Consider the following 21,102-nt stretch of genomic DNA (forward strand, 5'->3'; position numbering starts at 1 on the left):
CGCTGTCGCCCCACGTCGCCCGCGCGGCATCGCCTGCGAATGCTTCTTCGGGTGTCACGCCTGCCCGCGATAGAAACAACGAAGCCGCAGCAAGGCCGCGCTCCGCGGCCTCCTGCGAAGCACCAGGAGCATGGAACTGCAAGCGCTGCCTGCTCATCGGTCCGCCCGCTCGCCCAGGGCGAGGATGTCCAAGGAGGCATGCCGTTGCAGGATGCATTCGGCACATCCGTCCACATGGCCGACGGACACGCGTGCGACACGCAGCGGCGGCCCGTCTCGGCCGCCGTCCCGGTGAAAGGCGTGGTGACCGCGGAGGGGGTCAGGCATCGTGACAGAGAACTGCGCCATGCTCGGAAACTTCTGTGCAAAACGCAAGTTTTCCAGGCCGGGCCGCCGCCGAACCGGCCATCCGGTACCAGTAGTCGGTCCGTCGATGACGGCCGTCGGCGCGTGAGCAACGCAGCGCTGTCGACCGCGGCCGCCTGGATCGATCGCGCGCGGTGAAGCTCGGCCCGTATTCCCACGGCATGGAGGCCTGATGGACCACGTGCCCCGGCCCCCCATCCCCGCGAACCTGGAGGCGACCAAATGACTGCAGGAAGGTGTGGTGTTCCCGTGTATGTTTCCCTGGATGTGCCCATGTTCCACTGCGTCGAAGGCTTTGTGCGCGTCGCCGCTGCTGTCGATGAACCGGGCGTCATGCACGTGGAGGTGTTCGGCAGCGAAGCCTGCATCCACGCCATCCACCTGGTCTTGCTTGAGGGCCCGATCGATGCGGAGCTGGACGGACGGACGATCCGCATGGTCCATTTCGCCGTGCGCAACGACGCAGACAAGCGCCGCATCGCCATGACGGTCCGCTTCCAGGAGTCGCCCCGGCACCGCTGACGGCGGGCTCTCGTACCGGAACTTCTGGGTGTCTGTCCTACCCGCGGCCAGCAGGTCCGGTGACGGCGTCCCGTTGCAGGGCTTCCTACCTTGTTCCTGAGCATGCCGCTCGAACAACCGGAGGCCACCATGACCAAGGCGCAGAACGAACCGAACCTGCAAGCTCAGCCGGAGCAGTCCCGTCCTGCTGCGATCAACCCTGCGAGTGCCCAGGGGGGACAAGGCGACATGCTGCCGAGCATCGACGACGTCGACACGACCCGGACAGCCGGCGCCGTCGCGACACAGATGGACCGTGAAGGGCGGACCCTGGGTTCGGACGCACGGGCCGCCGACCATGGCACGCTGGACAAGGGCCTGGGGCCCGCCCAGGTGGAGGGCCGGCAGAAGCCTTCGCCTCGGAACTGACATGGCGCCGCGCCGCTTGGGGACCGACTGCCCCCGCATCCCCCGGGGGTGCGCTCCGACCACATGCAGACCACAGCGCAGCCTATGAGGCCAAGCGGCGGCGTCCTACCGCTCAAGGCCTTGCCATGTTCGAAAGTCATTTCGCCGGTGGATGTGATGAGGACAGCAGCCGGCAGACCAACAAACACAGCAACGTCTCACTTCTGAAGGACACCCTATGAAAAAGCATCTTCTTTGGATCGCCCTGGCTGGCAGCGTCTTCGCCGCGACTGGCGCGAACGCGATGACCAAGGACGAGTACAACGTCGCCAAGGAGAAGATCTCGGCCGACTACAAGGTGGCCAAAGCCAAGTGCGACACCTTCAAGGACAACGCCAAGGACGTGTGCGAGAAGGAAGCCAAGGGCACGGAGAACGTGGCCAAGGCCGAGCTCGAGCAGCGCTACAAGCCCTCGAACGACCATGCCAAGAAGGTCGCCGAAGCCAAGGCCGAAATGGCCTACGAAGTCGCCAAGGAAAAGTGCGACGACATGAACGGCAATGCCAAGGACGCGTGCGAAAAGGACGCCAAGGCGCAGCACGAAGCCGCCAAGGCCGAAATCAAGCGCATGAAGGGCTGATCGACGCTGCAGGCCCGCGCACAGCGCATCTTCCTACGCCAGCGCGGGCCCCTCGATCACCCATCGCCACCGCGCGCGGCGTAGCCTGAAGGCTGGGCTTGTCGCTCACCATCCAGGAGACCGAAAGAATGGGAAACGAAGACATCAGCTTTGCACCGAATGCAACGGGCGCCGATCGCATCGACACCGGCTCCGACGAGGCTGTGCGCGTGTGGGCGCAACGCCTGAACGTCAGCCCCGACCAGATCCGGGAGGCCGTCGACAAGGTCGGCGACCGCGCCAGCGATGTGGAGCTGCACCTCAAGGGCAGCCGCAGCACGACCAACGACGACCGCGTGGAAGCGGCGGAGTAGATCCAGGACGGGTGCCCCCAGCGTGGTCGGCGGGTGCAGCAGTGTCAGTTCTGCATGCCGGCGCGTCGCACCGTGGCGCGCATGCGCGGCAACTCTTCCTCGATGCGCGCCGCCACCGCCTCGCCGGGCTCATAGGCCGGCTGCAGGCCGTTGTTGACCAGCCCTTTCTGCAGTTCGGCCGAAGCGGCGGTGTCGGCGATCGCCTTGTGCAGCGCGCCGCGTACCGCGGCCGGCAAGCCACGCGGCGCGACCACGGCCAGCCAGGAGTCCGCTGCAAAACCGGGGTAGCCGCTCTCGGCGATGGTCGGCACCTGGGGTAGTTGCGGCGCCCGGCTCTCGCCCAGCACCGCGATGGCCTTGACCTTGCCGGCCTTGAGCTGGGGCAGCGCAGCCGCCACGGTGTCCACACTCAGCGGAATCTGGCCGCCGATGAGGTCGGTCATCGCCGGTGCGCTGCCCTTGTAGGGGATGTGCGTGAGCTTGACGCCGGCGCGCTCCCACAGCATCTCGCCCGCGAAATGCCCGGTCGTGCCGTTGCCGAAGCTGCCATAGACGAACTTGTCGGGCGCGGCGCGCACGGCGGCGAGCAGCTGGCCAAAGTCCTTGGCCGGCACCGCAGGATGGGCCAGCAGGATCAGCGGCACCCGCGCCGTCATGCCCAACGGCTCGAAGCTCTTGAGCGCGTCGTAAGGCAGCTTGTCATTGAGGGCCGGGTTGATCGTGAAAGTCGAGCCCGAGCTGATCAACAGCGTGTAGCCGTCGGGCGCGGCGTTGGCTGCCGCGACCGCTCCCACCACCGTGCCGGCGCCGGCACGGTTGTCGGCCACCACGGGCTGGCCCAGGCGCTCGCCGAGGCTCTTGGCCACCAGCCGGCCCACCACGTCCACGGCCCCGCCGGGCGGGAACGGGATCACGAGCTGGACCGGCTTGGCCGGCCAGGCCTGCGCCCATCCGGGCGCAGGGGCCGCAAAGGCCGTGGCCAGGGCCATGCTTGCAACGAGGTACTTCATGCTTTCTCCTTGGGGCTGGGGTTGAAAAATGGCGATCGCGCCGGCGCAGGGCGCAGGCATCCCCGCGCCGGTCCCGCGGGGTCGGCGAACAGAGGGCGTAGAGGTGGGCGGCCCGGGCGGACGCGCGGCTAGGAAGGCGGCGGGGGCTGGGCGCTGCAGTGCATGGCCGGCTCGCTCAGATCGGCAACTGCGTGGTCGACAGCACCTGCTTGAGCACCATGAACGTGCGCACCTGGCGCACGCCCGGCAGGTACAGCAGTTGCTCGGCGTGCAGGCGGTTGAAGCTGTCGTTGTCCTTGGTGCGCAGCATCATCATGTAGTCGAACTCGCCCGTGACCACATGGCATTCCAGGCAGCCGGAGACCTTCTGCGCGGCCTTCTCGAAGTCGGTGAAGGACTCGGGCGTGGAGCGGTCCAGCACCACGCCGATGATGACCAGCATGCCCGCGTTGAGCGGCCGCGGATCCAGCAGGGCCACGATGCCCCGGATGAAGCCCTCCGCCTTGAGCCGTTCCACGCGGCGCAGACAGGCCGGCGCGCTCAGGTTGACCTTGGCCGCCAGCGCCACGTTGGAGATGGAAGCGTCGCGCTGCAGCGCGCGCAGGATGGCGCGGTCGATGCGGTCGATGCCGGCCACCGGCGCCTCGGCCTCGGGCGCGCTGCGGCTGCGCGTGCGCACGGCCTTCATGCCGCAACGCCTGCGGCCGTGCGCCGTTGCGCGGCGATGGCCGGGCCTTGCTCCGCGAGATCCCAGAACAGGCCAGCCATGAGCTGCAGGCCCTCGCGCGCCACGCTGCCCAGCAGGTGCTCGTCGGGCGCGTGCTGGCTGCACGCCGGGTAGGAGTGCGGCACCCACAGCGTGGGCAGGCCCAGCAGGTCGGCGAACACGTCGTTGGGCAGCGAGCCACCGAAGTTGGGCAGCAGCGCGGGCGCCTTGCCGGTGCTGCGGCGCATGGAGTCCAGCGCCCAGTGCACCCAGGGGTCGTCGGGGTCCAGCCGCGTGGCGCCCATGGCCTCGCCGTCGGGCTCGACGGCCACATCGTCGAACCCCTGCTGGTCAAGGTGCGCGCGCAGGTGCTCGACGAAACGCGCGCTGTCGCTGCCGACCACGAAGCGGATCTGGCACAGCGCGAAGGCCTCGCCCGGGATCGCGCCCACCGGCGCCTCGGGGTTGCCGGTCTTGAAGGCCAGCACCTCGAGGGTGTTCCAGGCGTAGACGCGCTCGGTCGGCGTCAGGCCCGGCTCGCCCCAGTCGGGGTCGATCGGCGGGTCGGCCGGCCCGCCGCCGACCTCGATGGTCGACAGCGCCTGGCGCACGTTGGCCGGCAACGCGTCGGGCAGCAGGCCGGGCACCAGCACACGGCCGCGCGCATCGACCAGGCTCGCGATGGCATGGGCCAGCCGCGTGCCGGCATTGCGCAGCAGGCCGCCCCAGTTGCCCGAATGGTGGCCGCCCGGCCGCAGCCGCACGCGCAGCCGGAAGTTGAAGAAGCCGCGCGAGCCCAGGAACAGCGTGGGCCGCGGCGCCGCCACGCGCGGCCCGTCCGAGGCGATGAAGAGGTCGGCCGCCAGCGCTGCGCGGTGCAGCGCGCAGAAGGCGCGCAGGCCGGGCGAGCCGATCTCCTCGCCCGTCTCCAGCACGAGCTTGAGGTCGTAGCCCAGCCGGCCGCCGCGGGCCTGGAGCACCAGCGCCAGCGCCGCGAGGTTGATGCTGTGCTGGCCCTTGTTGTCGGCGCTGCCGCGGCCGTACCAGCGGTCGCCCTCCACCGTCACGCGCCAGGGCGACAGGCCTTCGCGCCATTGCGCATCCTGGCCGCGCACCACGTCGGCATGGCCGTAGCTCAGCACGCAAAAGCTCGCGCCGGGCTCGCTGCGCTCGGCGACCAAGAAGGGGCCGCCGCCGGCCACGGGGTTGTCGAGAATGCGGCAGGCGAAGCCCATGGCCTGCAGTTCGGGCGTGATGTCCTCGGCCAGGTAGGCGTGCAGCGCCGGCCCGCCCGCGGGGTTCTGGCTCTCGGTGCGCTGCGCCACGCGGCGCGACAAAGTGTTGAAGAAGTGCCCCTGGTCGAAGTGGGCCGCCGCGGCGGCCAGGGCGTGTTCTCTGCGCATTCGGAAGTCTCCTGGTGGTGTCGGTGGATGGGGACGAAGGACCGGGACGAGCGCATGGTAGGCAGCACGCTGGCTTGCGAGAAGCAGAAAATTCAGAAGCTCCGTTTGCCAAAATGGCAAACCGTCTGACTCCCGGAACCCGCCATGGCCTTGTCGCACCGGCTCCAGAGCACCGCCCTGCGCTACTTCCTCGAGGTGGTGCGCTGCGGTTCGATCAGCGAGGCCGCGCTGCGCGTCAACGTGGCCGGCTCGGCCGTGAGCCGGCAGATCGCCGGGCTCGAGCAGGCGCTGGGCCTGGCCCTGTTCGAGCGCCGGCCGCGCGGCATGACGCTGAGCCCGGCCGGCGAGCTGCTGGCCGAGCATGCGCGCAAGTCCGGGGCCGACGCCGAGCGCATCGTCGCCAGCATGCAGGCCTTGCAGGGCCTGGGCAGCGGCCATGTGCGCGTCGCGAGCTCCGAGGGCTTCGCGCTGCAGTTCCTGCCCACGCTGATCGACGAGTTCCTGGCCCGGCACCGCGGCGTCACCGTGCACCTGGGCGTGGCGGCGCCGGCCGAGGTCACGCAGCGCGTGCGCCAGGCGGCCTGCGACATCGGCGTCGTGTTCAGCTACAGCCGCGTGGGCTACACCGACGTCAAGGTCGCACACCGCCAGCCCGCGCCCGGCATGGCCGTGATGCGCACGGGGCACCCGCTGGCGCAGCACAAGCAGATCACGCTGGCGCAGCTGCAAGGCCATCCGATGGCGCTGCCCGGCACGGACACCACGCTGCGCCAGCTGTTCGACATCGCCTGCATCAAGCAGCGCGTGTCCGTCGACACGGTGTTCACGAGCAACTACGTGGGCGCGCTGCTGCGCTTCGTGCGGCTGCGCGATGCGGTCACGCTGGCCAGCGAGATCTCGGTGCTGGGCCTGCTGGCCGAGGAAGGCCTCTGCGCCGTGCCCATCCGCGACCGCACCTTGAGCGGGCGCGACATCGAGGTGCAGATGCGGCCCGAGCGCGCGCATCCCGAACTCGTGCGCGTGTTCCGCGATTTCCTGATCGCGCAGCTGGCCGCGCCGCGTGGCAGCGGCCGGCCGGCGGGCAGGAGCAGGAGCGCCAGGGGCTGACATTCTTGGATTGAAATTTTGTTGCGTGCCGCGCCTACGGCGCGCATGCAAACGCCGAAAGCGCGTGCAATGCCGAAACTCGAACGGCATCGCACCGCCTGATTTCGCAACCCTGTTTCGCGGCATGCCTCCTATGCTTTGGGCCATCGACCACCCGCCCACCAGGAGCCCGCATGAACCTGCAGAAGTTTCCCCGCCACCCGCTGACCTTCGGCCCCACCCCCATCCAGCCGCTCCAGCGCCTGAGCGCCCATCTGGGCGGCGAGGTGCAGCTCTACGCCAAGCGCGAGGACTGCAACAGCGGCCTGGCCTTCGGCGGCAACAAGACGCGCAAGCTCGAGTACCTGATCCCCGAGGCCATCGAGGGCGGCTACGACACGCTGGTGTCCATCGGCGGCATCCAGTCCAACCAGACGCGCCAGGTCGCCGCCGTGGCTGCGCACCTGGGCATGCAATGCGTGCTGGTGCAGGAGAACTGGGTCAACTACGCCGATGCCGTGTACGACCGCGTGGGCAACATCGAGCTCTCGCGCATCATGGGTGCCGACGTGCGGCTGGACGCCTCGGGCTTCGACATCGGCATCCGCAAGAGCTGGGAAGAGGCGATGGACAGCGTGCGCCGCGCCGGCGGCAAGCCCTTCCCGATCCCGGCTGGCTGCTCCGAGCATCCCCGGGGCGGCCTGGGCTTCGTCGGCTTCGCCGAAGAGGTGCGCCAGCAGGAAAAGGAGTTGGGCTTCCAGTTCGACTACATCGTCGTCTGCTCGGTCACGGGCAGCACGCAGGCCGGCATGGTGGTGGGCTTCGCAGCCGACGGCCGGACCGACCGCGTGATCGGCATCGACGCCTCGGCCAAGCCGCAGCAGACCTTCGACCAGATCCTGCGCATCGCCAAGAACACCGCCCACCTCGTGGAGCTGGGCCGCGACATCACCGCCAAGGACATCGTGCTGGACACGCGCTTCGGCGGCCCCGAGTACGGCCTGCCCAGCGAAGGCACGCTGGAGGCCATCCGCCTGTGCGCGCGCCAGGAAGGCATGCTGACCGACCCGGTGTACGAGGGCAAGTCCATGCACGGCATGATCGAGATGGTGCGCCAGCGCGAGTTCCCGTCCGGCTCGCGCGTGCTGTACGCCCACCTGGGCGGCGTGCCCGCGCTGAGCGCCTACAGCTACCTCTTCCGCAACGGCTGAGCCCATGCGCCAGCCGCCCGCCATGCAATGGATCTGCGCGCGTGGCGTGCTGGGCGCCGCGCAGGCGGCCGCCGCGGCCTTCGCGCGCGAACACGGGCTCGCGGTGGAACTGCGCGACCTGGCCGAGGGCGCCGCGCAGCTGGAGGCCAGCATCGCCTGCGAGACCCACTGGCGGCGCGGCCTGCGCGAGCGCGTGGACAGTCCGCTGGAAAGCTGGATCGCCCGCGTGCCCGGCCCCGTGCTGTGCATCGCCGAAGGCGGGCGCGCGCAGGCCGAATCGCTGCGCGCCTTCGTGCCCGCGGGCCGCGCCTACCTGGGGCTGTGGGGCGAGGAGGCGCTGCAGCCCCAAGCCATTGCGCTGGCGGCCCGGCAGCTGCTGCAGGCCGGCGCCGCGCGCGCGCTCATGCCGGCGGTGGACTGAGCCGCCGTCCGTTCGTTCAGAGCGGAATGTCGCCGGTCGGGCGGCCGAGCCATTTGTTGGAGAGGCGGTCCGCTTCGCCGGACTTGCGCGCCTCGGTCACGATGTCGTTGATCCTGGTGCGCAGCTTGTCCTCGCCCTTCGGGATTCCGATGAAGTTCGGGCTCTGGCTCAGCAGCAGCTTGTACTCCAGCCCGAGCTGCGGCTGCGTCTGCATGAGCCGGGACACCGCCGGCTGGCTGCTGCCGACCGCGGGCACCTGGCCGGAGCCCAGCGCGGCGATGGTCGCGGCATGGTCCTCGAAGCGCATCAGCGTGGTGCCCTGGGGCGCGACCTTGGTCAGCTCCTGGTCCTCGATCGTGCCGCGCGTCACGGCCACCGACTTGCCGTCGAGGTCGGCGAAGCTCGTGATCGTGACGGACTTGGGCGCGTAGATGCCGCTGACGAAGGGCGAGTACGCGGCGCTCGTGAAGTCCACGACCTTCTCGCGCTCGGCATTGCGCGCCAGCGTGGAGACCACGATGTCGACCTTGCGCGTCTGCAGGTAGGGCACGCGGTTGGTGCTGGTCACCGGCACCAGCTCGGCGCGCACGCCCAGCTTGGCGGCGATGTAGTTGGCCATGTCCACGTCCAGGCCCTGGGGCTTCATGTCGACGCCGACGAAGCCGTAGGGCGGATAGTCGGTCGGCACCGCGGCGCGGATCACGCCGGCCTTGACGATGTCGTCCAGCGCGTTCTGGGCGAGCGCGCCCATGCTGGTCAGAACGCATGCGGCGCAGACGATGGTGCGGCGAAGAAGAGGCATGGCAGAACTCCGGTGCGGTTGGAAAAACGGGGTGTTCAGAGGGCGGAACCGTCGGCCAGGCGCTTGGCGAACAGCTGGCCATAGCCGGGCCGCGCGCCGGCGACCTGCAGCGTCTCCAGGCAGTGCCAGAACGAGGCCTGCACGGCCGAGATGACGGGCTTGCCCAGCGCCTGCTCGAGCGCCTCGATGGCCCCGACCGAGCGGAAGTTGGTGCAGCTGATGAAGATCGCGCTGGCCTCGGGGTGGTCCACCGAGCGGACCAGGTCGTAGACCTTCTCGAGCGGCACCTCCGCCAGCGCACGGTCCTCGTCGATGCGCAGGTTGGCGTGCCGCACGACCTGGTGCCCGTTCTCTTCCAGGAAGCGGATGGCCTTGGCATGCACGGCATCCACGTAGGGCGAGGCCAGCGCCACCTTGCCCGCCCCCACTTCCTTCAGCGCCGCCAGCGTCGCGGTGGACGCGGTGTTGACGCGCACGCCGGGCACCCATTGCTGCATCTTCGCGATCAGCGCGTGGTCGTAGGCCGTGCCGTGCAGGAACGACGCACTCGTCCCGCCGAAGCACATCAGGTCGATCGGCGCCGAGCCCACCAGCCGGGCCGACTGCGCCAGCTCCGGCGAATTCATCATCTCCTCGATGCCCTCCACCGTGACCTTGGGCAGCTTGATGCGCGTGGTGTGCACGGAGACGCCGGGCGCCGCCATCGCCGACCACTCGGCATCCATGACGATGCTGGAGGCGATGTAGATCAGGCCGAGCCTGCAGAGATGGCCGGAGCCGTCGTAGCGGAAGACCGGTGGGGGCGTTGTGTTGGGATGCATGGATTGCGACAGGCCGAAGGCAGCTCAGTGCCCCTCGATGTTGAGAATCTTCCCGAGGCCCAGGAAGTAGTGGGCGAAGGCCAGCACGGTGGCCGTCACCGCGATGTAGACCACCGAGAGCGCGGCCAGCGTCGGGTCGGCGAACTCGCGCACGTAGTTGTACATGGCCACCGGCAGCGTCTGCGTGTCCTGCGTGGTCACGAACAGCGAGGCCGTGAACTCGCTGAACGACATGATGGCCGCGAACAGCCAGCCGCCGAACAGGCCCGGTGCCAGCAGCGGCACCGTCACGGTCAGCAGCACCTTGCGCGGCGAGGCGCCCAGGCTGGCCGCGGCCTGCTCCAGGCGTTCATCCAGGTTCTCCATGGACACGTAGACGCTGCGCATCACGAAGGGCAGCACCAGCATGACGTGGCACAGGATGGCGATGCCGTAGCCGCGCTGCACCGAGGCCTGCGAGACCAGGATCAGCAGCCCCAGCCCCAGCGTGAAGTGCGGCACCACCAGCGGCGAATGCAGGATGGCCAGCAGCGTCGCCTTGCCCTTGAAGTCCAGCCGCTTCACGGCGATCGACAGCCCGGTGCCGATCACCAGCGCCAGGAACGAGGACCAGCCCGTGATGACCAGGCTGGCGCGGAAGCCGTGCTGGAAGTCCGGGTAGCTGAAGACGCGCCCGAACCACTTCAGCGAATACGCGCTGGGCGGGAACGCGAGGATGGCCTTCTCGTTGAAGGCGGCGATGGTGACCACCACCACCGGCAGCAGCACGAAGGCCAGCAGGATGGCGATCAGCACGGGGCCGGCGATGCGCAGCGGCAGCGGCAGGGCGCTCTGGATCTTCATGGTGTCAGTGGCCGCCGATCGTCTTCAGGCGCCGGGTCAGCTGGGCCAGCGCCAGCAGCGCGGCGGCGGTCAGCAGCAGACCCACCACGCTCAGGCTCGCGGCCAGCGGGAAGTTCATGGACGAGAAGCCGAGCTGGTAGACCAGCGTGGACACGGTGGGCACGCGGCCGCCGCCGATCATCTGCGGCGTGGCGAAGGCGCTGAAGGTCCAGGCGAAGGCGGTGGTGATGCTGGCCAGGATGCCGGGCATGGACAGCGGCAGCGTGACCGTGAGGAAGGTCTTGACCGGGCCCGCGCCCAGGCTTTGCGCGGCCTTCTCGTAGTCGCGGTCGATGTGCGAGATGGCCGTGGCCAGCATCAGCACCACCACCGGAATGGTCACGTGCACGAGTGCCACCAGCACGCCCAGGTGCGTGAACATGAGTTCGAGCGGCCACTCGATCAGGCCGAGATGGCGCAGCACGCCGTTGATGAAACCGTTGCTGCCCAGCACCGCGATCCACGAGTAGGTGCGCACGATCTCGCCCAGGAACAGCGGCGTGATGGACACCACCAGGATGAAGGACTTGAGCGCGCGGTGGCGCACGCGCACCAGCGCATAGGCCAGCGGGTAGGCCACCAGCAGCGAGAACACCGTCGTCTCCAGGCTCAACAGCAAGGTGTTGGCGAACGCGCTGAGGTAGATCGACTTGGTCAGCCCGCTGAAGTTCTCCAGCGTGAAGCCGCCCACGTCCAGCGAGCCCGGCACGAAGGCCCGGAAGCTGAACTGCAGCACGGCCAGCAGGGACACGGCGATGCACGCCGCAACGATGACGGCCGGAGACACCAGCCAGGCGCGTAGATCGGAACGCATGCCCACCCTTCTCGAAACCCAGTTGCCCGATGTCGCGGGGAGATCAGTTCATGATGTTTTCGGTGAACCACTTGCGCCACTCCGCGGTCTTCTCGGCGCGCAGCTTGTTGTCGATCACGATGGTCTGGGTGTCCCACTGCTCCTTGGTCGTGAACACGCCGGGCAGCTTGGCGTCCTCGGCCGACACCTTGGCGTTGCCGACGACCGGGCTGGCCTTCTTGGACGCGACGATCCGGGACTGCACGTCGGCCGACAGCGCGATGTTCAGGAACTTGTAGGCCAGGTCGGCCTTGGTCGTGCCCTTCATGATGGCCATGGTGTCCACGCCCAGCACGGCGCCTTCCTTGGGCATCACGACCTTGATCGGCACGCCCTGGCTGGCCATGTGGTACGCGTTCATCGACAGGATCACCTCCACCGGCGTCTCGCCCGTGGCGATCAGCTGCTGCGCGTTGGCGTCGTTGGTGTAGAAGGCCTTGAAGTTGGGTTTGAGCGCCTTGAGCTTGTCCTGGCCCTTCTCCCAGCTCGCGGCATCGCCGCCCGACAGCATGGCCGACACCGCGATGATGTGGCTGGGGTCGAAGTCGGGCGCGCTGAGCTTGCCCTTGAGCGCCGGGTTCCACAGGTCGTTCCAGCTCTCCAGCTTGATGCTCGCGGGCACCAGGTCCGGGCGGTAGCCGATGGAGTAGACGTACGCCCAGCTGCCGATGTGGAAGGGGCTGATCTTGGCGCGGTCGACCAGGTGCGCGTAGTTCGGCAGCTTGGCGGTGTCGATCTGCTCGAACAGGTTGCTGCCCACGTACAGCCAGCCCACGTGCGAGGTCGTGAAGGTGATGTCGCTCTCGGGCTTGGTCGCGAGCTTGGCCTTGTTCAGGCGGTCGATGGTGCCGCCCGTCACGTACTTCACGGGCACGCCGGTCTGGCGCGTGAATTCCTTGCCGATGTTCTCGTCGATGAGGTCGCGGAAGCTGCCGCCCCAGGTGCTCACCACGAGCGCGTTGTCCTGTGCCCAGGCGGTGGTGCCGCCCAGCGTGGCCGAGAGCGCGCACAGAGTCAGAAGCTTGCGAATCATTGATTGACCTCGATCGTGAAAGTGAAAGATCTGCCGGTACCGGCCATGCCCGGGTGCCGCCGCCGCGCCACCCCGCACCACGGACCGGATCATGGGAAGCCCGGCCGGCACGGCCAAGTCGCCTTTTACGTAGAGGTGCCTCAAATTTTCCGAGGGGGCCGGCGCCCCGTCCGGCTCGGAAATTCCTAAACGGTCGCCCGGAAAAAACAAATGGCGTCCCGGGCCGGTGCGGATGACCATGGCGCTCCCGACGCCCGCGGCGTCATCCGCCACCCGCCCTGCAGCGACCATGAAGCACACCCGCATCCGCCCTTTCAACACCAAGGTCACCTATCCGGAACAGAAGCTGGACAATGACCTCTGCCAGGCCGTCGTCGCCCGCGGCCGCACCGTTTTCCTGCGCGGGCAGATCGGCCAGAACCTGGACACCTCCGAGAGCGTGTGCATCGGCGACGCGGGCGGGCAGGCCGAGCAGGCCATGGCCAACATCGCCATGCTGCTCGAGGAGGCCGGCGGCGAGCTGCAGGACATCTGCAAGATCACCATCTACCTCACCGACCCGCGCTACCGCGAGGCCGTCTACCTCGTGGTCGGCCGCTGGCTCAAGGGTGTGTTCCCGGTGTCCACCGGCATCGTGGTCTCGGTCCTGGCCCGGCCCGAATGGCTGGTGGAGATCGACGCCACGGCTGTCATTCCTGATTGAGCGCGATGACGTTCTCCATCGTTGCGCGCTGCCCTGCCACCGGCCAGTTCGGCGCGGCCGTGGCCTCGTCCTCGCCCGCCGTGGCGGCGCGCTGCGTGCGCGGCCGCAAGGGCGTGGGCGCCGCCGCCAGCCAGAACATCACCGACCCCGACCTGGGCCCGCTGCTGCTCGATCGGATGGCCGCCGGCAAAACGCCCGAGCAGGCCGTGGCCGAACTGCGCCAGCGCCCCTTCATCGACTACCGCCAGCTCATGGCCATCGACGCGCACAACCCGCCGGTGGTGTTCACGGGCGCCAACGCGCTGGGCACCCTGGCCAGCGTGGTGGGCACGCATGCGGCCTGCGCCGGCAACATGCTGCACGACCACGGCGTGCCGGCCGCCATGCTGGCCGCCTTCGAGCAGGCCGAGGGCGCGCTGGCCGAACGCCTGATGCAGGCCATGCTGGCCGGCCAGGCGGCCGGTGGCGAGGAAGGCCCCTTGCACTCGGCCGGCCTGCTGGTCTACGGGGCGCAGAACTGGCCCATCGTGGACCTGCGGCTGGACTGGGTCGAGGCCGATCCGGTGCAGGCGCTGTACGCCACCTGGAAGGTCTACGAGCCGCAGCTGCTGGCCTACGTCACGCGGGCGCTGGACCCGCGCGCGGCGCCCAGTTTCGGCGTGCCGGGAGACCTCTGAAGGGCGCGTCGCTACACTGGCCCGTTGCCTTTTCGCGCCGCGCCCGGGCGCCCTTCTGACCGACATGCTCAACCGCGTTTCCCTGCGCCAGATGGAGTACTTCGTCGCGACGGCCAAGCACGGCAGCATTGCCGCGGCCTCCGCGCAGATCCACATCTCCTCGCCCTCGATCTCCGCGGCCATCGCCCACATCGAGAGCGAACTCAACGTGCAGCTGTTCGTGCGCCATCCGTCCAAGGGGCTCGGGCTGACGGCCATCGGCACGCTGGTGCTGAACCAGTGCGAGGACGTGCTCGAACGCTCCTCGCGCCTGTACGAGATCGCATCGGACGCGGGCGACGTGATGCAGGGCCCGCTGCGCGTGGGCAGCTTCCAGTCCCTGACGGCCATGATCGCGCCGGAGGTCATCTACGGCTTCGCCCGCGCGTTCGAGAAGGTCGAGATGCAGATGGTGGAGGGCGACCAGGAAGTCCTCATGAACAAGCTGCGCGCGCTGGAGATCGACCTGGCGCTGACCTACGACCTGCGGCTGGACGAGGACATCGCCTTCGAGAGCCTGGCCACGCTGCCGCCCTATGTGCTCGTGAGCGAGCTGCACCCGCTGGCGCAGCAGAAGGCCGTGACCTTCGAGGAACTGGCGCCGCAGCCCTTCGTGCTGCTGGACCTGCCCATGAGCCGCGAGTACTTCACCTCGCTGTTCGCCAGTGCCGGCGTGACGCCCAACATCGTGGCGCGCTCGCGCTCGGAGGAGGTGGTGCGCTCCATGGCCGCCAACGGCATCGGCTATGCGCTGTTCAACGTGCGGCCCAAATCCAACCTGGCGCTGGACGGCAAGCGCCTGGTGCGCGTGCGCCTGGCCGGCAAGCACCGTCCCATGCTGCTGGGCCTGGCCACCTACAAGCCCATGAAGCAGTCCCGGCTGACCCGGGCCTTCATGGACCGCTGCCGTGCCTACATCTCGGACCAGTACATCCCGGGCATGAGCGCGGCGAGTTTCTTCGACCCCCATCTCGTGGTGCCCGAGGCGCCACCGGCACCACCCACATGACCCCTGCCCGCTCCGCCAGCGTCGCCCTGCTGGAGACGCTGATCGCCTTTCCCTCGGTCTCGCTGCGGCCCAACGACGGACTCATCGCCGCGGTGCAGGAGATCCTGGCCCGGGCCGGCATCGATTCCACGCGCGCGCCCGACCCCGAGGACCCGCGCCGCACCAACCTGTTCGCCTCGGTCGGCCCCGCGGGCGTGCCGGGCGTGCTGCTGTCCGGCCACACCGACGTGGTGCCCGTGGACGGCCAGCCCTGGACCTCGCCGCCCTTCGAGGCCACGCACCGGGACGGCCGCATCTACGGGCGCGGCGCGGCCGACATGAAGGGCTTCGTCGCCTGCGCGGTCACGGCCATGGTGGCGGCGGCCGGCCGGCCGCTGCGGCGCCCGCTGCAGCTCGCGCTGTCCTTCGACGAGGAGATCGGCTGCGTCGGCGTGCGCCACCTGCTGCGCCGGCTCGAAGGCCATTTGCCGGCGCCCGAGCTGTGCATCGTCGGCGAGCCCACGCTGATGCGCATCGGCACCGGCCACAAGGGCAAGGCCGCCTACCGGGCGGTCTGCTGCGGCCAGGCCGGCCACTCGGGCCTGGCGCCGCAGTTCGTCAACGCCATCCACATGGCCGCCGACCTCGTGGCCTCGGCGCGCGCGGTGCAGCGCGCGCTGGCCGAGAGCGGCCCGCGCGAGGACGGCTACGGCGTGCCCTACTCCACCGTGCACGTGGGCACCATCCAGGGCGGCCGCGCGCTCAACATCGTGCCGAGCGAATGCACGGTCGACTTCGAGATCCGCAACGTGGCGCAGGACGAACCCGCACAGATCCTCGCGCGCATCCTGCAGGACCTGGCCGCGCGCGTGCAGCGCGAGGCCCAGCATGCCGACGCGCCGCTGCCCGAGATCATGCTGCGCAACAGCTACCCCAGCCTGTCCACACCCGACGACGCGCCGGCCGTCGGCCTGCTGCGCACGCTGCTGCCCGAGGGCACGCCCACCACCCGGGTCGACTACGGCAGCGAGGGCGGCCTGTTCAAGCAGTGCTGGGAGCAGACGCCCGTGCTGGTCTGCGGCCCCGGCAGCATCACCGTGGCGCACAAGGCCGACGAGTACGTGGAGCTGGCCCAGCTGGACGCCTGCGACCGCATGCTGGCCGGGCTTGTCGACTTCCTCTGCCGCTGATCGGCCCGGCCGCAGCATGCTGCGGTCCACGGACCCGCGGCCGCTGCTGCACGCCTGCGCGCGCTCAGCTCTTCTCGTAGGACAGGTAGCCCTGCTGCAGAAGAATGTGGTCGGCGATGTACTTGGCGTCGTGCCACACGCCGTAGATGAACGACGAGGCGCGGTTCACGAGGTTCGGCAGCCCCAGGAAGTAGATGCCGCTTTCGGCCGAGATGCCGCGCTTGTGGTACGGCTCGCCGTTCTCGTGGAAGGCATTGACCTTGAGCCAGCTGAAGTCGAACTGAAAGCCCGTGGCCCACAGCACCGTGGTGATGCCGGCCTGTTGCAGGTCCAGGCGCAGGATGGGCTCCGTCAAACAGCGCGGGTCGGGCAGCAGCTCCCAGGCCTCGGGCTCGGGCGGCAGCGCCAGGCCGTTCTCGGCGATGTAGGCATCGGCGTCGCGCAGCACGTCGAAGTAGGCCTGGTCGCCCTCGGCCACGTTCCTGGCCAGGCCCTCGGCGAAGCGCATCACGCCGTTCTCGTAGGACTCGGTCAGGCCCACCAGCTCGATGCCGGCATGCGCCAGGCGCCGGAAGTCCACCGTCTTGCCGCCCTCGTAGCCGCTCACGGCGAAGGCCACGTGCTTCTTCTTGGGCTTGACGCGCACCTCGTCCCACAGGCCCAGCGCGCCCAGCCACCAGCAGTAGTCGCGGCCCCGGTAGGAGCGCGGCGGGCGGTAGTGCTCGCCGACCGACAGGTAGACCTTGCGGCCGGCCTGGCGCAGCTCCTCGGCGATCTGCGAGCCCGAGGCGCCCGCGCCCACGACCAGCACCGCGCCGTCGGCCAGCTGGCCGGGATTCTTGTAGGCCGAGGAATGCAGCTGCGCAACGGGCGCATCGGCCGGCACGATGGCGGGATAGGACGGCACCTGGAACGGGCCGGTGGCGGCCACCACGTTCATGGCCTCGATCACGCCCTCGGAGGTGCTCACCTTGAAGCCCGGGCGGCCGCGGTGGCGCTCGACCTGCAACACCTCCACGCCGGTGCGCACGGGCGCCCTCAGCATGGCCGCGTAGTCCTCGAAGTACTGGGCCATGCGCTCCTTGGGCGGAAAGGCCTCGGGCGACACGCCCTCGAACGCCAGGCCCGGAAAACGGTCGTGCCAGGCCGGGCCGTTGGCCACCAGCGAATCCCAGCGCTCCGTGCGCCAGCGCTCCGCGATGCGCTTGCGCTCCAGCACCAGGTGCGGCACACCCATGGCGGCCAGGTGCTCGCTCATCGCGATGCCGGCCTGGCCTGCGCCTACCACCAGCGTGTTGATTTTCTCCACTGACTCCACTGCCATTTGGTATTCCTCAGAAGCATCGACGCTGGTGGTTTCGGCCGGGCGAGCCGGCGCTGCCAGACACCGATGGGGGCCGAGTCTGATGAAGCGGGCCCTGTTTGAGAACCACGTTTTTCAGACGCAAGGCTTAGGAAAAAGCGAAGCGGCGCGGCCTCGCTCGCGGGGCGCGCCACGCCCCAGGGGGGAGGCGTCCGTTTCGTTTTTTCCGAGGGGCAGCCTCAATTTCTGCAAAGGCCCGCGGGCGGCCGATTGGCTTATCGTCCCCGGCATGCATCCAGTCCCATCCGAGCCCGGCCCGGCCGCGGCCGACACGGCCGTCAGCCTCGAGGGCGTGGTCAAGAAGTACCGCGACCAGACCGTGCTGCGCGAGGTCTCGCTGAAGATCCGGCGCGGCGAGTTCCTGACCCTGCTGGGCCCGTCCGGCTGCGGCAAGACCACGCTGCTGAACCTGATCGCCGGCTTCGCCGAGGCCGACCGCGGCGAGGTCTTCATCGACGGCCGGCCCGTGACCAGCGAGCCGCCGCACCGGCGCCGGATCGGCCTGGTGTTCCAGAACTACGCGCTGTTCCCGCACATGACGGTGGAGCGCAACATCGGCTACGGCCTGCGCATGCAGGGCGTGCCCCCGGCCGAAGCGGACCGGCGCATCCGCGACGCGATGGCCATGGTCAAGCTGGACGGCCTGGGCCACCGCAAGCCGCGCGAGCTGTCCGGTGGCCAGCAGCAGCGCGTGGCGCTGGCCCGCGCGCTCGTGATCCAGCCCAAGGTGCTGCTGCTCGACGAGCCCTTCTCGGCCCTGGACAAGAGCCTGCGCGGTTCCATGCAGGTGGAGATTCGCGAGATCCAGCGCCGCCTGGGCCTGACCACGGTGTTCGTCACGCACGACCAGGGCGAGGCGCTGGCCATGTCCGACCGCATTGCGGTGATGTCGGGCGGCGTGATCCGCCAGATCGCGCCGCCGGCAGAGCTTTACCAGAACCCGCAGGACCCCTTCGTCGCCTCCTTCCTGGGCGACGTGAACATCCTGCCCGCCCACTACCACGGGCGCGGCGCGGGCGACGTGCAGCTGCGCCTGGGCTCGGGCCTCATCAGCCTGTCGCAGGACCGGCTCGTGCATGCCTCCCACGAGGGCGCGCGGCTGGACGTCTACGTGCGGCCCGAGCACCTGCGGCTTGAGAACCTGCACCCGGCCTCGGTGCTGAGCGGCACGGTGGTGAACCATGTGTTCCAGGGCGACCACATCAACACCTTCGTCGACGTGGACCTGCCGATGACGGCGCGCCAGATCGTCACCGTGCGCAGCCCGGGCCTGGCGGCCATGCAGCAATGGCCCGTGGGCGCGGTCGCGGGCCTGGCCCTTGCAGACGAAGGCGTGAGCGTCTTCAGCCCGCAGCCATGAGCGCAGCGCTGCCCTCCACCATGCAGGCCATCGTCGCCCGCGCCCCGGGCGATGCCAGCGTGCTCGTGCTGGCCGAGCGGCCCGTGCCCGAGCCCGCCGCTGGCGAGGTGCTGCTGCGCGTGCGGGCCGCCGGCATCAACCGGCCCGACATCATGCAGCGCCAGGGCATCGCCAAGCCCGCGCCCGGTGTCACCGACGTGCTGGGCCTGGAGGTCTGCGGCGAGGTCGTCGCCTGCGGCCCCGGCGTGGCCCCTGCATTGCTGGGCCAGCGCCGCATGGCCCTGGTGCCGGGTGGCGGCTACGCGCCCTGGTGCGTGGCGGCGGTCGCGCACGCGTTCGCGGTGCCGGAGCGGCTCTCCGACGCCGAGGCCGCGGCCCTGCCCGAAGGCCTGTTCACGGTCTGGCACAACCTGTTCGAGCTGGGCCGGCTGGCCATGGGCGAGACCGTGCTCATCCACGGCGCGGCCGGCGGCATCGGCACGCTGGCCGTGCAGCTGGCGCATGCGGCCGGCTGCAGCGTGGTCGCGACCGCCAGCGACACGGCCCGCTTCGCCGAGCTGCAGGCCCTGGGCGCCGACCGCGTGGTCTGCTGGCCCACCACCGACTTCGTGCAGGCCTGCCTGGATTTCACCGGCGGCCGCGGCGTGGACGTGGTGCTGGACATGGTCGGCGGCGACTACGTGCGCCGCAACCTGCAGGCCCTGGCCTTCGGCGGCCGGCATGTGAGCCTGTCCTTCCTGCAGGGCTCGGCCGTGACGGTGGAGCTGCTCACGCTGATGCAGCGCCAGCTCAGCCTGCATTCTTCGACCATGCGCCCGCAGACCCATGCCGAGAAGGCGCGCATGGCGCAGGCGATCGCGCGCCATGTGCTGCCGCTGCTGGCCAGCGGGCGCATCGCGCCGCGCCTGCATGCGCGCTTGCCGCTGGCCGAGGCGGCGCAGGCCCATGCGCTGCTGGAAAGCGGCCAGGTGTTCGGAAAACTCGTGTTGGAGCCGTCATGACACCACCCCGTCTGGACTTCTTCACTGCGTGTGGAAGTCCAATACCCCTCAAGGGGCGCACCCAGCGGTCCGGCAGAGCCGGCCCCGCGGGTGCCCTGGCATGACCTGCTCCGCGGTCTTCGGAGCCTTTGCGTGCAACCCACGCTGTGCCGTGCGGATGGCGCGCGCAGCAACCGAGCCCATGACATGAAGCTTCTATATGCCCCCACCTCGCCCTTCGTGCGCAAGGTCATGGTCTGCGCCCACCTGAGCGGCCAGGCCGAGCGCATCGCGTGGCTGGACAGTGCCGCCCACCCGGTGCGCCGCGACGAACGCATCGCGGCGCACAACCCGCTCGCCAAGGTGCCGACCCTGGTGCTGGACGACGGCCAGTCGCTCTACGACAGCCGCGTCATCTGCGAGTACATCGACAGCCTGGGCAGCGCCGGCATCTTCCCGGCGGCGGGCCCGGCACGCTGGACGGCGCTGACGCGCCAGGCCCTGGGCGACGGCCTGCTCGACGCCGCGCTGCTCGCGCGCTACGAGCACACCGCGCGGCCGGCCGAACTGCAGTGGCCGGTCTGGCGCGAGTCGCTGCTGACCAAGGTCGCGGCCTGCCTGCAGTCCATCGAGGCGATCGCGCCCGCACTGGCCACGGCCCGCCCGACGATCGGCGAGATCGCCCTGGGCTGCGGCCTGGGCTACCTGGACTTCCGCTTCCCCGAACTGGACTGGCGCGCCGGCCATCCCGCCGCCGCGCGCTGGTACGCCGGCTTCGCGCAACTGCCGGCCATGCAGGCCACCCTTCCCCACGACGCTTGAAAGCACCCATGCCCGACACCGCCACGCCCTCCCTCACGGTCTGGTTCCTGAACGGCCCCAACGCCAACCTCTACGGCCTGGACGCCAACAAGACCTACGGCAGCGACAGCTTCCCGCAGCTGCAGTCGCGCTGCGAGCACAAGGCCGCGTCGCTCGGCGTGCAGCTGCGCTTCCTGCAGTCCAACCACGAGGGCCAGTTGATCGACTGGATCCAGGAGGCCCGCGGCGTGGCCGACGGCATCGTCATCAACGCGGCCGGCCTGACCTACACCTCGATCGCCATCCTCGACGCGCTGCTGGCCTTCCCGGGCAAGATCATCGAGGCCCACATGAGCAACATCTGGAAGCGCGAGCCCTTCCGCCACCACTCCTTCATCTCCAAGGCGGCCGATGGCGTGATCGCGGGCCTGGGTGGCGACGGCTACGAATTCGCCATCGAGGCCGTGGCGCGCCTGGTGCGCAAGAGCCGCCAGGGCAGCTGACG

24 protein-coding genes are annotated in these 21,102 nt (G+C 69.6%); 15 read left to right on the top strand and 9 right to left on the bottom strand.

Annotated features, from left to right (window positions below):
- The first annotated feature begins 639 nt into the window (after positions 1–639).
- The 4 genes from IE209_RS13075 (at position 640) to IE209_RS13090 (ending at position 2,268) form a co-directional block, all read left to right on the top strand.
- A complete protein-coding gene (locus tag IE209_RS13075; RefSeq protein WP_189687382.1) occupies positions 640–888 on the top strand; it encodes a hypothetical protein in 249 nt (82 codons plus the stop codon).
- A 129-nt stretch (positions 889–1,017) separates the two neighbouring features.
- Positions 1,018–1,296 carry a hypothetical protein gene (locus tag IE209_RS13080; protein ID WP_189687383.1) on the top strand — a complete coding sequence of 93 codons (279 nt, stop codon included), beginning with the start codon at positions 1,018–1,020 and terminating at the stop codon, positions 1,294–1,296.
- A gap of 217 nt (positions 1,297–1,513) precedes the next feature.
- Positions 1,514–1,915 (top strand): hypothetical protein, encoded by a 402-nt coding sequence (locus IE209_RS13085; protein ID WP_189687384.1) that lies wholly within the window; start codon positions 1,514–1,516, stop codon positions 1,913–1,915.
- A 98-nt stretch (positions 1,916–2,013) separates the two neighbouring features.
- Positions 2,014–2,268, top strand: coding sequence for a DUF3606 domain-containing protein (locus IE209_RS13090; RefSeq protein ID WP_229882831.1), 255 nt, complete (start codon positions 2,014–2,016; stop codon positions 2,266–2,268).
- 44 nt (positions 2,269–2,312) lie between these two features.
- On the opposite strand, the gene IE209_RS13095 is transcribed toward IE209_RS13090, so the two are convergent.
- The 3 genes from IE209_RS13095 to IE209_RS13105 form a co-directional block, all read right to left on the bottom strand.
- Complete coding sequence (locus IE209_RS13095; protein ID WP_189687385.1) at positions 2,313–3,278, bottom strand: Bug family tripartite tricarboxylate transporter substrate binding protein; 966 nt, start codon at positions 3,276–3,278, stop codon at positions 2,313–2,315.
- Between the two features lie 175 nt (positions 3,279–3,453).
- On the bottom strand, positions 3,454–3,966 hold the full coding sequence (locus tag IE209_RS13100; protein WP_373305335.1) for an Lrp/AsnC family transcriptional regulator: 513 nt from the start codon (positions 3,964–3,966) through the stop codon (positions 3,454–3,456).
- Entirely contained in the window at positions 3,963–5,387 is a 1,425-nt protein-coding gene (locus IE209_RS13105; protein WP_189687386.1) for a M20 family metallopeptidase, read from the bottom strand. The genes IE209_RS13100 and IE209_RS13105 overlap by 4 nt, the downstream gene beginning before the upstream one ends.
- A 144-nt stretch (positions 5,388–5,531) precedes the next feature.
- Between IE209_RS13105 and IE209_RS13110 the strand changes: the two genes are divergently transcribed.
- The 3 genes from IE209_RS13110 (at position 5,532) to IE209_RS13120 (ending at position 8,105) form a co-directional block, all read left to right on the top strand.
- Complete coding sequence (locus IE209_RS13110; protein ID WP_189687387.1) at positions 5,532–6,494, top strand: LysR family transcriptional regulator; 963 nt, start codon at positions 5,532–5,534, stop codon at positions 6,492–6,494.
- 173 nt (positions 6,495–6,667) lie between these two features.
- Positions 6,668–7,684, top strand: a complete 1,017-nt coding sequence (locus IE209_RS13115; protein WP_189687388.1) for a 1-aminocyclopropane-1-carboxylate deaminase — start codon at positions 6,668–6,670, stop codon at positions 7,682–7,684.
- A gap of 4 nt (positions 7,685–7,688) precedes the next feature.
- Positions 7,689–8,105, top strand: coding sequence for a hypothetical protein (locus IE209_RS13120; protein ID WP_189687389.1), 417 nt, complete (start codon positions 7,689–7,691; stop codon positions 8,103–8,105).
- Between the two features lie 16 nt (positions 8,106–8,121).
- Here the strand turns inward: IE209_RS13120 and IE209_RS13125 are convergent, their stop codons facing one another.
- The 5 genes from IE209_RS13125 to IE209_RS13145 are packed head-to-tail and all read right to left on the bottom strand — an operon-like array spanning position 8,122 to position 12,496.
- The gene (locus IE209_RS13125; RefSeq protein WP_189687390.1) at positions 8,122–8,907 is read right to left on the bottom strand and encodes a transporter substrate-binding domain-containing protein; all 786 of its coding nucleotides are present in this window, start codon (positions 8,905–8,907) and stop codon (positions 8,122–8,124) included.
- A gap of 35 nt (positions 8,908–8,942) precedes the next feature.
- On the bottom strand, positions 8,943–9,728 hold the full coding sequence (locus IE209_RS13130; RefSeq protein ID WP_189687391.1) for a maleate cis-trans isomerase family protein: 786 nt from the start codon (positions 9,726–9,728) through the stop codon (positions 8,943–8,945).
- A 24-nt stretch (positions 9,729–9,752) separates the two neighbouring features.
- A complete protein-coding gene (locus tag IE209_RS13135) occupies positions 9,753–10,571 on the bottom strand; it encodes an ABC transporter permease (protein WP_189687392.1) in 819 nt (272 codons plus the stop codon).
- A gap of 4 nt (positions 10,572–10,575) precedes the next feature.
- Entirely contained in the window at positions 10,576–11,424 is an 849-nt protein-coding gene (locus IE209_RS13140; RefSeq protein ID WP_189687393.1) for an ABC transporter permease, read from the bottom strand.
- A gap of 43 nt (positions 11,425–11,467) precedes the next feature.
- The gene (locus tag IE209_RS13145) at positions 11,468–12,496 is read right to left on the bottom strand and encodes an ABC transporter substrate-binding protein (RefSeq protein WP_189687394.1); all 1,029 of its coding nucleotides are present in this window, start codon (positions 12,494–12,496) and stop codon (positions 11,468–11,470) included.
- Positions 12,497–12,785: 289 nt separating this feature from the next.
- On the opposite strand from IE209_RS13145, the gene IE209_RS13150 reads away from it, so the two are divergent.
- From IE209_RS13150 to argE, 4 genes are all read left to right on the top strand, one after another.
- Positions 12,786–13,199, top strand: coding sequence for a RidA family protein (locus IE209_RS13150; RefSeq protein WP_189687395.1), 414 nt, complete (start codon positions 12,786–12,788; stop codon positions 13,197–13,199).
- Positions 13,200–13,204: 5 nt separating this feature from the next.
- Positions 13,205–13,876, top strand: a complete 672-nt coding sequence (locus IE209_RS13155) for a DUF1028 domain-containing protein (RefSeq protein ID WP_189687396.1) — start codon at positions 13,205–13,207, stop codon at positions 13,874–13,876.
- Between the two features lie 64 nt (positions 13,877–13,940).
- Positions 13,941–14,924 (top strand): LysR substrate-binding domain-containing protein, encoded by a 984-nt coding sequence (locus IE209_RS13160; protein WP_189687397.1) that lies wholly within the window; start codon positions 13,941–13,943, stop codon positions 14,922–14,924.
- A complete protein-coding gene (gene argE / locus IE209_RS13165) occupies positions 14,921–16,093 on the top strand; it encodes an acetylornithine deacetylase (protein ID WP_189687398.1) in 1,173 nt (390 codons plus the stop codon). The genes IE209_RS13160 and argE overlap by 4 nt, the downstream gene beginning before the upstream one ends.
- Positions 16,094–16,157: 64 nt before the next feature.
- Here argE and IE209_RS13170 read toward each other — a convergent pair whose 3' ends face one another.
- A complete protein-coding gene (locus IE209_RS13170) occupies positions 16,158–17,417 on the bottom strand; it encodes a flavin-containing monooxygenase (protein ID WP_189687399.1) in 1,260 nt (419 codons plus the stop codon).
- Between the two features lie 268 nt (positions 17,418–17,685).
- Between IE209_RS13170 and IE209_RS13175 the strand changes: the two genes are divergently transcribed.
- From IE209_RS13175 to IE209_RS13190, 4 genes are all read left to right on the top strand, one after another.
- On the top strand, positions 17,686–18,816 hold the full coding sequence (locus tag IE209_RS13175; RefSeq protein ID WP_189687400.1) for an ABC transporter ATP-binding protein: 1,131 nt from the start codon (positions 17,686–17,688) through the stop codon (positions 18,814–18,816).
- The gene (locus IE209_RS13180) at positions 18,813–19,817 is read left to right on the top strand and encodes an NAD(P)H-quinone oxidoreductase (RefSeq protein WP_373305337.1); all 1,005 of its coding nucleotides are present in this window, start codon (positions 18,813–18,815) and stop codon (positions 19,815–19,817) included. Before IE209_RS13175 ends, IE209_RS13180 begins: the two co-directional genes overlap by 4 nt.
- Positions 19,818–20,003: 186 nt before the next feature.
- The gene (locus IE209_RS13185; protein WP_189687401.1) at positions 20,004–20,618 is read left to right on the top strand and encodes a glutathione S-transferase; all 615 of its coding nucleotides are present in this window, start codon (positions 20,004–20,006) and stop codon (positions 20,616–20,618) included.
- An 8-nt stretch (positions 20,619–20,626) separates the two neighbouring features.
- On the top strand, positions 20,627–21,100 hold the full coding sequence (locus tag IE209_RS13190) for a type II 3-dehydroquinate dehydratase (RefSeq protein ID WP_189687402.1): 474 nt from the start codon (positions 20,627–20,629) through the stop codon (positions 21,098–21,100).
- Positions 21,101–21,102 lie beyond the last annotated feature (2 nt).

This window comes from Pseudorhodoferax aquiterrae (assembly GCF_014652235.1).
Classification (GTDB): Bacteria; Pseudomonadota; Gammaproteobacteria; order Burkholderiales; family Burkholderiaceae_C; genus Pseudorhodoferax; species Pseudorhodoferax aquiterrae.